The following is a 14,047-nucleotide window of genomic DNA, read 5'->3' on the forward strand; positions in this document are numbered from 1 at the left end:
GCGACGACAATCGATTTGTCAAATCCTCTTTAGAAGAAATTGAATCAGAACAACTATCCGATCCCGAGTCGGGAAGAAATCCTCGGCGTCCTGCGTACCTCCGGTTCGCCGCTGTCGGCCGGCGATATCGCCAAGGCCCTCGCCGTCACGCGCAAGGAGCATGACGGCTTCCAGAAACGGCTGGCCGCGATGGAACGCGACGGCCAGATCGAACTGAACCGCAAGGGCCGCTACGAGCTGGCGCACCAGCCCAACTTCGTGGTCGGCCGCGTGCAGGGACACCGCGACGGCTTCGGCTTCCTGATCCGCGACGACGGCGAGGACGATATCTTCCTGCCCGAGCGCGAGCTGCAGAAGGCGATGCACAACGACCGCGCCCAGGTGCGCGTGATCGGCTACGACCGCCGCGGCCGTCCCGAAGGGCAGATCGTCGAGATCGTCGAGCGCGCCAACCGTTTCGTCATCGGCCGCCTGCTCAGCGAGGGCGGGGTGCTGGTGGTGGCGCCCGAGGACAAGCGCATCAGCCAGGACATCCTGATCCCGCCGCGCGCGCAGGGCAAGGCCAAGGTCGGCCAGGTCGTCAGCGTCGAGATCGTCGAATATCCGGACCGCTATGTGCAGCCGGTCGGCCGCGTGGTCGAGGTGCTGGGCGAGATCGACGACCCCGGCATGGAGATCGAGATCGCGGTGCGCAAGTACGGCGTGCCGCATGCGTTCTCGCCGACCGCGCTGAGCGAGGCCGCCGCGCTGCCCGACGAGGTGCGCGATGCCGACCTCGAGCACCGCATCGACCTGCGCGACGTGCCGCTGGTGACGATCGACGGCGAGGACGCGCGCGACTTCGACGACGCGGTCTACTGCGAGCCGGTCAAGATCGGCCGCGCCAAGGGCTGGCGACTGATCGTCGCGATCGCCGACGTCTCGCACTACGTGCGCCCCGGCACGCCGCTGGACGCCGATGCGCTGGACCGCGCCACCTCGGTCTACTTCCCGCGCCGCGTGATTCCGATGCTGCCGGAGAAGCTGTCGAACGGGCTCTGCTCGCTGAACCCGCTGGTGGACCGTCTGTGCATGGTCTGCGACGCGGTGGTCACCGCCAAGGGCGAGCTGAAGGCCTACCAGTTCTATCCCGCCGTGATGCATTCGGCCGCGCGCCTGACCTACAACGAGGTCTGGGCGGTGCTGTCCAACACGAAGGGTCCGGAGGCCCACAAGCGCGCCGAGCTGGTGCCGCATCTGCAGAACCTGTACGAGCTGTACCAGGTCCTGCTGAAGGCGCGCCGCGAGCGCGGGGCGATCGACTTCGACACCACCGAGACCTATATCGTCTGCAATGCGCAGGGCAAGATCGAGCAGATCCTGCCTCGCACGCGCAACGACGCGCACCGCCTGATCGAGGAATGCATGCTGACCGCCAACGTCTGCGCGGCCGACTTCCTCGAGCGCTTCAAGCACCCGGCGCTGTATCGCGTCCATGCCGGGCCCAGCGAGGAAAAGCTCAAGGCGCTGCGCGAGTTCCTGAAGACCTCGGGCCTGTCGCTGGGCGGCGGCGACAAGCCGCAGGCCTCGGACTATGCCGAGGTCATGGACAAGATCAAGGCGCGTCCCGACGCGCCGCTGCTGCAGACCATGCTGCTGCGCTCGATGCAGCAGGCGGTCTACAGTCCCGACAACATCGGCCACTTCGGCCTGGCCTACGAGGCCTACGCCCACTTCACCAGCCCGATCCGGCGTTACCCGGACCTGCTGGTGCACCGGGCGATCAAGGCGGTGCTGGCCCATACCAAGTACCAGCCCGCCTTCGCGCCGGGCACCGCGCTCAATACCGCGATCTCGCCGAAGGCGCGCCGCATGCAGGCCAAGGACGAGGCCGCGCGCGCCGAGAAGATGGCCGGCCGCGCGCGCCGCAACGAAGCGGTGTGGGACGAGCTGGGGCTGCACTGCTCGGCCAACGAGCGGCGCGCCGACGAGGCCTCGCGCGACGTCGAGGCTTGGCTCAAGTGCTATTTCATGCGCGACAAGCTGGGCAACGAGTTTGCCGGCACGGTCAGCGCGGTGACCTCGTTCGGCATCTTCGTCCAGCTTGACGAGCTGTATGTCGAAGGGCTGGTCCACGTGACCGAACTGGGCAGCGACTACTTCGAGTATGACGAGGCGCGCAACGAGCTGCGCGGGCAGCGCACGGGCATCCGCTACCGGCTGACCGACCGCGTGCGCGTGCAGGTCTCGCGCGTCGACCTCGACGCCCGCAAGATCGACTTCCGCCTGGTGCAGGAGCCGTCGGCCAAGAGCCTGCGCGCGCGCCCGACCACCGAGCCGGCGCCGCATGTGCCTGCCGCGCACGCGCTGCCGGCGCGCAAGAAGGGCCGCCAGCTGGCGGCGCTGCTTGGCGGCACCTCGAAACCGGAGGAGTCGTTCGACGAGACGCTCGACCGCGTGTTCGAGGAGCAGCCGGTGTTCGAGGCGGTGATCACGCCGGTCAAGGCGCGGCCCGAAGGGGGCACCGGCGGTACCGGCAAGCCGTCCAAGCGCGCGGCCAAGCCCAAGCCGGCGGGCGTGGGGCGCAAGGCAAGCGGCAAGACCGCGGCCAAGTCGACCGCCAGGTCGACCACCAAGCGGACCGCCAAGGCCGCCGGCAAGACGGCCCACAAGACCGCGTCGAAGAAGTCCACGCGGACGCGCTGAGGCGGGCCGTGAGCCGGCAATAAGCCGGCGGCAGGCCGATGGCAGGCCTGCGGCAAGCCGGCGCCAGGGCCGCGCCGGCCGGCGGGCCATGGGCGGGTACAATCCCGCCCATGGCCAAACAAAAACTTCTGATCGGCTTTCACGCCGTCACCGCGCGCCTGCGCCAGGACGCGGCCGGCGTCTCCGACGTCTATATCGAGTCCGCCCGGCGCGATCGCCGCATGCAGGACTTCATCCGCCTCGCCGAGGGTCTCGGCGTGCGCCTCCATCCGGTCGATGCCGAGCGCCTGCGCGGCATGGCGGGCACCGACCGCCACCAGGGCGTGGTCGCCCGCGCCGAGGACGTGTCGCTGGCGCTCAATCTCGACGAACTGCTTGACGGCATCGAAGGCACGCCGCTGCTGCTGGTGCTCGACGGCGTCACCGACCCGCACAATCTCGGCGCCTGCCTGCGCGTGGCGGATGGCGCCGGCGCCCATGCGGTGATCGCGCCCAAGGACCGCAGCGTCGGCCTGAACGCGACGGTCGCCAAGGTCGCCAGCGGCGCGGCCGAGACCGTGCCGTATATCACTGTCACCAATCTGGCGCGCACGCTGCGGGAACTGCAGGAGCGCGGCATCTGGGTGGTCGGCACCGCCGACGGCGCCGAGCGCACCGTCTACGACATCGAGCTCAAGGGCCCCACCGCGCTGGTGATGGGCGCCGAAGGCGAGGGCATGCGGCGCCTGACGCGCGAGACCTGCGACGAGCTGGTGTCGATCCCGATGGCCGGCGGCGTCGAAAGCCTGAACGTGTCGGTCGCCAGCGGCGTCTGCCTCTATGAAGCGGTGCGCCAGCGCCGCGCGGCGGCGCGTTGAGCGGACGGTCCGATGAAGGGGGTGCGATGCTGATCGATGCCGCCGGCCTGGCCGACGCGCGGCGGCGCATCGCGGCGGCCAGCGACATCCTGGTGCTGACCGGCGCCGGCATTTCCGCCGAGTCCGGCGTGCCGACCTTCCGCGATGCGCTGACGGGCCTGTGGGCCCGTTTCGATCCCGAGGAACTGGCCACCGAGGACGCCTACCGGCGCCAGCCCGGCCTGGTGTGGGACTGGTACCAGCATCGCCGCACGCTGGTCGCGGCGGCGCAGCCCAATCCCGCCCACCATGCGATCGTCGCGCTGGCCGCGCAGAAGAAGGTCACCCTGGTCACGCAGAACGTCGACGGGCTGCACCAGCGCGCCGGCAGTACCGACGTGATCGAGCTGCACGGCAACCTGTTCGCCAACAAATGGCTCGACGGCTGCGGCCGCTGCGAGGCCGGGCCGGACGACGGCCGCAGCCCGCCGCGCTGCATCCATTGCGGCGCGCTGATGCGGCCCGGTGTGGTGTGGTTCGGCGAGGACCTGCCGCGCGTGGCGCGCTATCGCGCCGAGCATGCGGCGCAGACCTGCGACCTGTGCCTGGTGGTCGGCACCTCGGGGATGGTCTATCCGGCGGCGGGGTTGCCAGGCCTGGCCAAGGACCATGGCGCCGGCGTGATCGTCGTCAATCCGCAGCCATCGGCGCTGGATGCCACCGCGGACCTGGTGCTGTCGGCGCCGGCGGGGCAATGCCTGCCGATGCTGTGGGACCGGGCGGACGGCTGACGCGAGCCCCGGCAAGTCCAGGCCCGCCTGGGGCAAGGCAAAGCGCGCCTGGGGCAAGCCCGGACGCGCGTGGTCAGGTCAAAGGGCGCCGGGGCGAGGCGGCGCCTCGCCCGTCATGCTTCAGGAGAAGGTCTCGGCGATCAGCCGTTCCAGCTTGATCGCATCCGCCGCGAAGGCGCGGATGCCCTCGGCCAGCTTCTCGGTCGCCATCGCATCCTCGTTCAGCTGCCAGCGGAAGGCCGGCTCGTCGCAATGCACGCGCGCGATATGGCCGGCCTGCGCGTCGTCGACCGACAGCTTGCGCTCGACCGGCGCGGTGCTGGCCGCCAGCTGCTCCAGCAGTTCGGGGCTGATGGTCAGCAGGTCGCAGCCGGCCAGCGAGAGGATCTGGTCGGTATTGCGGAAGCTCGCGCCCATCACCTCGGTCTTGTAGCCGAAGCGCTTGTAGTAGTCGTAGATCTGCCGCACCGAATGCACGCCCGGATCCGAGTCGCCGCTGTTGGCATCCGGATTCCACTTGTCGCCGGCCTGCTTGCGGTACCAGTCGAGGATGCGGCCGACGAAGGGCGAGATCAGCTGCGCGCCGGCCTCGGCGCAGGCCACCGCCTGCACCAGCGAGAACAGCAGCGTCATGTTGCAGCGGATGCCCTCGCGCTGCAGCACCTCGGCGGCGCGAATGCCCTCCCAAGTCGAGGCGATCTTGATCAGCACGCGCTCGCGCGGCACGCCGGCGCCCTCGTACAGCGCGATCAGGTGGCGCGCCTTTTCCACGGTCGCCGCGGTATCGAAGGACAGCCGCGCATCGACCTCGGTCGACACCCGGCCCGGCACGATCTTCAGGGATCTCGCCGCCGAAGGCGATCAACAGCGCGTCCATCACGGCATCGACGCCGGCGTCGTGATGATCGCGCACGGCCTTCTCGAGCAGCGGCCGGTACTCCGGCTTCTGCACGGCCTTCAGGATCAGCGACGGATTGGTGGTGGCGTCCTGCGGCGTGTACTGCTTCATCGCCTGGAAGTCGCCGGTATCGGCCACCACGGTGGTGAACTGCTTCAGTTGCGCTAGCTGGTTCATGATGGATTGCGTCGGACGGGAAAGGAATCGGAACGGGGGGCACCGCGTACGGGCCGGGTCATTGCTGCATCGGTGCAGTGCCATATCGGTGCACTGCCATATCGGCGTAGCGTGTCGTATGGGTCCACCTCGGGGACCACGTCGGGTCATTGTACCGGCCCATTGTGCGACCCCTGGCGGCCCGGGCGCAATCCGTTACACTACGCGGTTTCCGCAACCGACTTTTCCGGCTCCGCACCGTACCGCAACGCGGTCCACGGGGGAGCCCAAGGCAGCAGGCAATGACTCAGGATGAACTGAAGGCGCAGGTGGCGCAGGCCGCCGCGGACTATGTCGAGAAGGAAGTCCCCGAAGGGGCGGTGCTCGGTGTCGGCACCGGTTCGACCGCCAACCTGTTCATCGATGCGGTGGCGCGCTTCAAGGACCGCTTCGCCGGCGCGGTGTCGAGCTCGGAGGCTTCGACGCGCCGCCTGCAGCAGCACGGCTTCAAGGTGCTGGACCTGAACGAGGTCGACGAGATTCCGGTCTATGTCGACGGCGCCGACGAGATCGATGCCAGCGGCGCGATGATCAAGGGCGGCGGCGGCGCGCTGACGCGCGAGAAGATCGTCGCCTCGGTGGCGCGCACCTTCGTCTGCATCGCCGACGCCAGCAAGCTGGTCGGCGTGATGGGCCAGTTCCCGCTGCCGGTCGAGGTGATTCCGATGGCGCGCGCCGCGGTCGCGCGCCAGCTGGCGGCGCTGGGCGGCCAGCCGCGCCTGCGCATGACCAAGGAAGGCGGCATCTACAAGACCGACAACGGCAATGTGATCCTGGACGTCAGCGGCCTGGCCATCGGCGATCCGAAGGGCATGGAGCAGGCGATCAACCAGTTGCCGGGTGTGGTGACGGTGGGACTGTTCGCGCTGCGCGGCGCGGATGTGCTGCTGCTGGGCACGGCCGACGGCGTGCGGCGCACGGACTTCTGAGCCGGCGGCGGCGCGAAAGCGCCCGCCCAAACGACAAAGGCGCCGCAAGGCGCCTTTTGTTCTTCCCGCCCCTCTTTCCCGATCGGCGGGGAAAAAGGGGCAGGGGACAGGCCAAGCAGCCGACTCAGCCCTGCGGCGGCACATACCCCGCCGCCTGGTCCGCGCCCTCGCCGAAGAAGTACTTTTCGGTCTGCTTCAGCAGATACTGGCGCGCACGCGTGTCGGCCATGTTCAGGCGGTTCTCGTTGATCAGCATGGTCTGGTGCTTGAGCCAGCCGGCCCAGGCCTCCTTCGACACGTTCTGCCAGATCTTCTTGCCCAGTTCGCCGGGCAGCGGCGGGAAATCGAGGCCCTCGGCCTCCTTGTTCAGCTTGACGCAATGGACCATGCGGGCCATGGGGGACTCCTTCTGTCTTCTGTTCGTGGGATCGCGGCGAGCCGCGCTGTGGGGCGCGCTATGGTGGGCGATGCCGTGGGCGCTCTCGTGCGCAATGCCGTGGGCTTGCCGGCGGCGTTCGTACGGCGGCTATTGTAACGAAGCGGCCGCGTCCGCCGCGGGCCGCCCCTACCGCGCTTGCAGTTTTACAGTTTCTTCATCAGCACCATCGACTTGCGCTGCCAGTTGTACAGCTTGCGCTTGTCCTCGGGCAGGTCGTCGACGCTGGCGCGCACGAAGCCGCGCTTCAGGAACCAGTGCTCGGTGCGGGTCGTCAGCACGAACAGCCGATCGAGGCCGAGGCGCGCGCGCGCCGCTCGATGCGCTTGAGCAGCCGTTCGCCGTCGCCTGTGCCCTGGGCGTCGGGCGAGACCGTCAGGCAGGCCATCTCCGCCATGCCTTCGCGCGGATAGGGATAGAGCGCGGCGCAGCCGAACAGCACGCCATCGTGCTCGATCACCGAGAAATTGCCGATGTCGCGCTCGATCAGGTGGCGCCCGCGCGGCACCAGCGTGCCGTCCTGCTCGAGCGGGGCGATCAGCTGCACGATCGCGCCGACATCGTCCAGCGTGGCCTCGCGCAGGCTCTCCAGGTCGGTGTCCGAAATCATCGTGCCGACGCCGTCGTGCAGGAACAGCTCCAGCAGCACCGAGCCGTCCATGTCGAACGGGATCAGGTGCGCGCGCGGCACGCCGCCCTTGAGCGCCTTGACCAGATGCTGCAGGTAGTAGGCCACGTCGGGCGGCAGGTGGTTGTTCTGCAGACGCTCGACCGCGGTGCGCAGCGACATCTCGGGCATCAGCTTGCCGACCGGGTCGAGCACGCCCGGCACCTCGGTGATGAAGATCAGCTTGTCGGCCTTCAGCGCGGTGGCGGTCGCGCTGGCGACATCCTCCATCGACAGGTTGAAGGCCTGGCCCGTGGGCGAGAAGCCCAGCGGCGACAGCAGCACGATCTTGCCGTGCTGCAGCGACATGCGCACCGAGTCGCCGTCGATCTTGCGAACGAGGCCGGTGTGCTGGTAGTCGGTGCCCTCGACGATGCCGACCGGCCGCGCGGTGACGAAGTTGCCGGACACCACCGACAGCTGCGCCCCGGCCATCGGCGTATTGGGCAGGCCCTGGCTGAAGGCGGCCTCGATATCGAGGCGCAGCTCGCCCGAGGCTTCCTTCGCGCATTCGAGCGCGGCGTTGTCGGTGATGCGCAGGCCGTCGACGAAGCGCGACTCGACCTGGCGCAGCGCCAGCTGTTCCTCGACCTGCGGGCGCGAGCCGTGGACCAGCACGATCTGCATGCCCATCGCGTGCAGCAGCGCGACGTCGTTGACCAGCGCGTTCAGCATGCCGGCCTTGACCAGTTCGCCGCCGAAGGCGATCACGAAGGTCTTGCCGCGGAAGGTATGGATATACGGCGCGACCGCGCGCAGCCAGTCGACGAACTGCTGCCGGTCCGGTCCGGGCGCGGCGCGCTCGGGCGTGGCCGGGGCCTTCGGCAGGCTAGGCACAGCGGGCGTGGTGGCGGGAACGGCCACGGTCGCGGCCGGCGGATCGGCAGAGTGGGCTGCGGAGTCGGCGGCAGGGGCCACGGCGGGGTCGGGCAGGGGGATCGCCGGCCGCGTCGTTGTGCGCGCCGGGCGTTGGGGTCGTGGCGGTTCTGGCGTTCATGGCGCGGATTATAATCCCCGCCAATGTCCGAACAACGCCCCGTCCCACCCGCAGCCCCGCGCCGCAGGCCGTCCCGACCGCAGTCCGCACGCCAGTCCCAGGGTCCATCCCAGGGCTCGTCCCAGGGCCCGACCGAAGACAAGTCCGAACGCTCGCCCGAACGCTCGTCCGAACGCCCGTCCGAACGCCAGCCCGAGCGTCGCTCCGGACGCCAGCCCGAGCGTCGCGCCGACGGCCAGCCCGAGCGTCGCGCCGACGGCCAGCCCGAACGTCGCGCCGACGGTCAGCCCGAGCGTCGCGCCGAAGGCCAGCCCGAACGCCGCTCCGAAAGCCAGCCCGGTCAAGCCGGCCGCCGGCCGCCGCGCCGCGTCGCGCCGGCCAATCCGCTGCCGCCGATCACCTTCCCCGAGGCGCTGCCCGTGTCGGCGCGGCGCGACGAGATCGCGCGCGCGATCGAGCAGCACCAGGTGGTGATCGTCTCGGGCGAGACCGGTTCGGGCAAGACCACCCAGCTGCCGAAGATCTGCCTGTCGATCGGCCGCGGACCGGCACGCGCCGATGCCGCCGAGGCTGCAGATGCCGCAGCGGGCAACGACGCTACCGAGGCCGCCGATGCCCCGGAGGGCGGACGTACCGCCGGCGGCAAGGACGGCCAGGCCAGGCGCGAGGGCGGCCTGATCGGCCACACCCAGCCGCGCCGCATCGCCGCGACCTCGACCGCCAAGCGCATCGCGCAGGAGCTCGGCTCGCCGGTGGGCGAGCACGTCGGCTACCAGGTGCGCTTCAACGACACCATGTCGCCGGGCGCGTCGATCAAGCTGATGACCGACGGCATCCTGCTGGCCGAGACGCAGACCGATCCGCTGCTGCGCGCCTACGACACCATCATCATCGACGAGGCCCACGAGCGCAGCCTCAACATCGATTTCCTGCTGGGCTACCTGAAGGAGATCCTGCCGCGCCGCCCGGACCTGAAGGTGATCATCACCTCGGCGACGATCGACGCGCAGCGTTTCGCCGAACATTTCGGCAGCGGCGGCAAGCCGGCGCCGGTGATCGAAGTCAGCGGGCGGCTGTATCCGGTCGAGATCCGCTATCGGCCGATCGCCGAGGACGGCGGCCGCGGCGACAGGGGTCCGACAAGGCGAGCGACAAGGCGAGCGACAAGGCGAGCGACAAGGCGAGCGACAAGGCCGGCAGGACCGGCGACGGTCCGTTCAAGTCCGCACAGGCGCGCGAGCGCGACCTGTACGACGGCATCGTCGACGCGGTCGACGAGCTGAGCCGCCTCGGCCCGGGCGACGTGCTGGTGTTCCTGCCCGGGGAGCGCGAGATCCGCGAGGCCGCCGAGGCGCTGCGCAAGCACCATCCGCCCCACACCGAGATCCTGCCGCTGTTCGCGCGGCTGTCGGTGCAGGAGCAGGAGCGCGTGTTCAAGCCCTCCAACGCACGCCGCATCGTGCTGGCCACCAACGTCGCCGAGACCTCGCTGACGGTGCCGGGCATCCGCTATGTGGTCGACACGGGCCTGGCGCGCGTCAAGCGCTATTCGTATCGCAACAAGGTCGAGCAGCTGCAGATCGAGCCGATCTCGCAGGCCGCCGCCAACCAGCGCGCCGGCCGCTGCGGACGCGTCGCCGACGGCGTCTGCATCCGCCTCTACGACGAGGCCGATTTCGCCGCGCGCCCGCGCTTTACCGATCCCGAGATCCTGCGTTCGTCGCTGGCCGCGGTGATCCTGCGGATGAAGGCGCTGCGCCTCGGCGCGATCGAATCCTTCCCCTTCATCGAGCCGCCGCTGGGCCGCGCGATCGCCGACGGCTATCAGCTGCTGCAGGAGCTGGGCGCGGTCGACGACGGCAATGCGCTGACCCCGCTCGGGCGCCAGCTGGCGCGCCTGCCGCTGGACCCGCGCGTGGCCCGCATGATCCTGGCCGCGCGCGACCAGCATTGCCTGCGCGAGGTGCTGATCATCGCCAGCGCGTTGTCGGTGCAGGACCCGCGCGACCGTCCGCAGGAAGCGCAGGAGGCCGCCGACCAGGCGCACCGCAAGTTCATGGACGAACGCTCGGAATTCCTCGGCTGGGTCAAGCTGTGGAAGTGGTTCGAGGACGCGGTCGCGCACAAGAAGAGCAACCGCCAGCTGCAGGACCAGTGCCGCGCCAACTTCCTGTCGCACCTGCGGCTGCGCGAATGGCGCGACGTCCATTCGCAGTTGCTGACGACGGTCGCCGAGCAGGGCTGGAAGCTCAACGACAGCGAGCCGACCTACGAGCAGGTCCACAAGGCGCTGCTGACCGGCCTGCTCGGCAATATCGGCCAGAAGCTGGACGAGGCCGACGGCCGCGGGCGCGAGTACCTGGGGGCGCGCGGCATCAAGTTCCATCTGTGGCCCGGCTCGCTGGTGGCGCGCAAGATGGGCCGCTGGCTGGTGGCCGCCGAGCTGGTCGAGACCAGCCGGCTGTTCGCCCGCACGCTGGCCCGCATCGAGCCGGACTGGCTCGAGCAGGTCGGCCGCCATCTGCTCAAGGTCAGCTGGAGCGATCCGCACTGGGAGAAGAAGGCCGGCCAGGTGCTGGCGATGGAGCGCGCCACGCTGTACGGGCTGACGGTCTACCAGCACCGGCGCGTGCACTACGGTCCGATGAACCCGCGGGAGGCGCGCGAACTGTTCATCCGCCGCGCGCTGGTCGAGGGCGAGTTCGATACGCGGCTGCCGTTCTTCGCGCACAACCAGCGCCTGGTCCGGGAAATCGAGAACCTCGAGCACAAGGCGCGCCGGCAGGACGTGCTGGTCGACGACGAGCTGATCTACGCCTTCTACGACCGCCACATCCCGGCCGACATCCATCAGCAGACCAGCTTCGAGCAGTGGTACCAGGCCGAGAGCGCACGCGACCGCAAGCTGCTGTACCTGAACCGCGAAGAGCTGATGCGGCACGAGGCGGCCGGCATCACCACCGACCTGTTCCCGAAGACGCTGAACGTCGCCGGCGTCGACATGGGTTTGAGCTATCACTTCGAGCCCGGCAGCCATCGCGACGGCGTCACGCTGACGGTGCCGCTGTACGCGCTGAACCAGATCCGGCCCGAACGCGCCGACTGGCTGGTGCCGGGCATGATCAAGGAGAAGGTGCACCTGCTGCTCAAGTCGCTGCCGCAGAAGCTGCGCCGCCATTGCGTGCCGCTGCCCGACTACGCCGCGGGCTTCGTCGAGCGCCGGCCGTTCGCCGAGGGCGAACTGATCGACGTGCTGATCGCCGATATCCGCGAGCAGACCGGCACCATGATCCGGCGCGCGGACTTCAAGCTGGAGACGCTGCCGGCCCACCATTTCATGAACTTCAAGGTGGTCGACGAGCATGGCCGCCAGCTGGACATGGGCCGCAACCTGGCCCAGCTGCGCGCCGAACTCGGCGGGCAGGCGCAGCAGTCGTTCCAGAGCCTGGTCGCGCGCGAGGCGCCGGTCGCCGAGGCGGGGCAATACGAAGGGCTGACCGGCTGGACCTTCGGCGAGCTGCCCGAGCTGCTGGAGATCCGCAAGGGCAACCGGACGCTGTTCGGCTACCCGGCGCTGGTCGACCGCGACACTCACTGCGACGTCGAGGTGTTCGACGACCCGCAGGAGGCCGAGCGGCTGCACCACGCCGGGCTGCGGCGGCTGTTCGCGCTGCAGCTGCGCGAGCAGGTCAAGTTCGTGCAGAAGAACATCCCCGGGCTGTCGCAGATGGCGATGCAGTACATGACGCTGGGCACGCAGGACATGCTGCGCGACCAGATCGTGATGCTGGCGCTCGAGCGCGCCTGCATGCAGGCGCCGCTGCCGCGCAACGAGGCGGAGTTCGCCGCGCGCAAGGAGGAGGGCCGCGGGCGGCTTGGGCTGCTGGCGCAGGAGATCGCCCGGCTGGCCGGCACCATCCTGGCCGAATACGCGGCGCTGCCGCGCAAGCTGCTGCAGGCCAAGCCCTTCGCCGCCGCCCATGCCGACATGCAGGCCCAGCTGTCGCAGCTGATGGGCAAGCATTTCCTCGGCGAGACTCCCTACGACAGGCTGGTGCATTTCCCGCGCTATCTGAAGGGCATCGCGATGCGGATCGACAAGCTCAAGGGCGATCCGGGCCGGGATACCCAGCGACAGCAGGAGATGGCGCCGCTGCTGCAGCAGTGGCAGCGCGCGGACAAGCAGCGGCGGCAGGGCAGGGGCGGCGAGGACGCGCGGCTGGAGGAATTCCGCTGGATGCTGGAGGAGCTGCGCATCGCGCTGTTCGCGCAGGAATTGCGAACGCCAGTGCCGATGTCTGTCAAGCGTCTGCAGAAGGTGTGGGAGTCGATGCAACGGTAGGGCGGCCGGGGCACGATTTTGGCGCACCCGGTCATCGAAACGGTGGGGCTCGACGTTAGAATGCGTGGGCCTTGGCGGTCGCATGAGCGGCCGCCTGGACGGCTGGTCCGGCGGGCGCGCTTGCGAGCGAGACTCCGGCCGGACCCCCGCCGTTCCACCCGTTCCGTTTCCTTGCTCGATTCCTGTTCGATTCCTTGTTCGAACCCTTCCGCCGACCGTTCAGAACGGTCCGCCAACCGTTCCGTTCGCCCTGCATATGCCCGCCTTTCGCCGTGTCGTCGCTGCCTGTTTCACCTGGGCCTGTCTTGGCGCGGCGGCGCTTCCAGTCCACGCCGAAGTGGTCGTGGTGCTCAATTCGGGTGATGCAACCGTAACCCTGATCGACCGTGACAGCCAGAAGGTGCTGGAGACCTTCCCGGTCGGCAAGGAGCCCCACCACCTGATCGCCACGCCCGACGACCGCTCGCTGATCGTCGCCAACGCGGTCGGCAACGACCTGGTCTTCCTCGATCCGGTCAGCGGCCGCGTGCAGCAGCGCGTGCCGGACATCGACGACCCGTATCACATCGGCTTCTCGCCGGACCAGAAATGGTTCGTCGTGACCGGCAACCGGCTCGACCGCGTCGACCTGTACCGCTGGGACGGGCGCGCGCTGAAGGCGGCCAGGCAGCTGCCGCTGGGCCGCACCCCCGAGCCATATCGCCTTCACCGCCGACAGCCGCATCGCCTTCGTGACGCTGCAGGACTCGAACGAGGTCGCGGCGATCGACCTGCCGACGCAGACGCTGCTGTGGCGCATGGAGGCCGGCTCGGCCCCGGCCGGCATCTGGCTGACGCCGGACCAGCGCTATCTGCTGGTCGGCATGACCGGCGCCGACTATGTCGCCGTGATCGACTGGCGCGCGCGCGCGGTGGTCAAGCAGATCCAGACCGGCAAGGGCGCGCACAACTTCCGCGCGCTCGGCGACAAGCGCCATCTGCTGCTGACCAACCGCGTCTCCGGCACCATCAGCATCCTGGACCAGCAGACGCTGACCAAGGTCGGCGACATCGCCGGCCTGCCGCCGGGGCCGGACGACATGGAGCTGGCCGCCGACGGCAAGACGCTGTGGGTGACCTTCCGCTGGGCCCGCTCGGTCGGGGTGATCGACGTGCCGAGCCGCAAGCTGGTCAAGACCATCCGCGTCGGCCGCTCGCCGCACGGCATCTATTTCCGCACGCGGGCGCCGCTGTATTGACGAGGGCGGCAT

Annotated in this window: 5 protein-coding genes and 4 pseudogenes; 6 read left to right on the plus strand and 3 right to left on the minus strand. The window is 69.4% G+C overall.

The features are described 5' to 3' along the window. The first annotated feature begins 39 nt into the window (after positions 1-39). The 3 genes from rnr (at position 40) to OJJOAM_RS15490 (ending at position 4,312) form a co-directional block, all read left to right on the plus strand. Positions 40-2,685, plus strand: coding sequence for a ribonuclease R (rnr, locus tag OJJOAM_RS15480; protein WP_422648454.1), 2,646 nt, complete (start codon positions 40-42; stop codon positions 2,683-2,685). Between the two features lie 110 nt (positions 2,686-2,795). Next, positions 2,796-3,542 carry a 23S rRNA (guanosine(2251)-2'-O)-methyltransferase RlmB gene (gene rlmB, locus OJJOAM_RS15485; protein WP_149319151.1) on the plus strand — a complete coding sequence of 249 codons (747 nt, stop codon included), beginning with the start codon at positions 2,796-2,798 and terminating at the stop codon, positions 3,540-3,542. 26 nt (positions 3,543-3,568) lie between these two features. Continuing rightward, a complete protein-coding gene (locus OJJOAM_RS15490) occupies positions 3,569-4,312 on the plus strand; it encodes an SIR2 family NAD-dependent protein deacylase (RefSeq protein WP_422648455.1) in 744 nt (247 codons plus the stop codon). Positions 4,313-4,432: 120 nt separating this feature from the next. Here OJJOAM_RS15490 and tal read toward each other — a convergent pair. Continuing rightward, positions 4,433-5,387: pseudogene (tal, locus tag OJJOAM_RS15495) on the minus strand (transaldolase). Positions 5,388-5,668: 281 nt separating this feature from the next. Here tal and rpiA point away from each other — a divergent pair. Next, positions 5,669-6,355 (plus strand): ribose-5-phosphate isomerase RpiA, encoded by a 687-nt coding sequence (gene rpiA / locus OJJOAM_RS15500; protein WP_149319149.1) that lies wholly within the window; start codon positions 5,669-5,671, stop codon positions 6,353-6,355. A 124-nt stretch (positions 6,356-6,479) separates the two neighbouring features. On the opposite strand, the gene OJJOAM_RS15505 is transcribed toward rpiA, so the two are convergent. Both OJJOAM_RS15505 and argA read right to left on the minus strand, forming a co-directional pair. After that, positions 6,480-6,752, minus strand: coding sequence for an oxidative damage protection protein (locus OJJOAM_RS15505; RefSeq protein WP_174109191.1), 273 nt, complete (start codon positions 6,750-6,752; stop codon positions 6,480-6,482). A 185-nt stretch (positions 6,753-6,937) separates the two neighbouring features. Further along, a pseudogene (argA, locus tag OJJOAM_RS15510) lies at positions 6,938-8,286 on the minus strand (amino-acid N-acetyltransferase). Positions 8,287-8,478: 192 nt separating this feature from the next. Here argA and hrpA point away from each other — a divergent pair. Next, positions 8,479-12,797, plus strand: a pseudogene (hrpA, locus tag OJJOAM_RS15515) (ATP-dependent RNA helicase HrpA). Positions 12,798-13,053: 256 nt separating this feature from the next. Continuing rightward, positions 13,054-14,035 (plus strand): annotated as a pseudogene (locus OJJOAM_RS15520) (cytochrome D1 domain-containing protein). Positions 14,036-14,047 lie beyond the last annotated feature (12 nt).

Source organism: Cupriavidus sp. H18C1 (assembly GCF_049311595.1).
GTDB classification, from domain to species: Bacteria; Pseudomonadota; Gammaproteobacteria; order Burkholderiales; family Burkholderiaceae; genus Cupriavidus; species Cupriavidus cauae.

Bases quoted from the DNA above. Each gene is read 5' to 3' on its own strand.
- rlmB (WP_149319151.1), top strand. From the start codon at position 2,796: ATGGCCAAACAAAAACTTCTGATCGGCTTTCACGCCGTCACCGCGCGC.
- OJJOAM_RS15490 (WP_422648455.1), top strand. From the start codon at position 3,569: ATGCTGATCGATGCCGCCGGCCTGGCCGACGCGCGGCGGCGCATCGCG.
- rpiA (WP_149319149.1), top strand. From the start codon at position 5,669: ATGACTCAGGATGAACTGAAGGCGCAGGTGGCGCAGGCCGCCGCGGAC.
- OJJOAM_RS15505 (WP_174109191.1), bottom strand. From the start codon at position 6,752: ATGGCCCGCATGGTCCATTGCGTCAAGCTGAACAAGGAGGCCGAGGGC.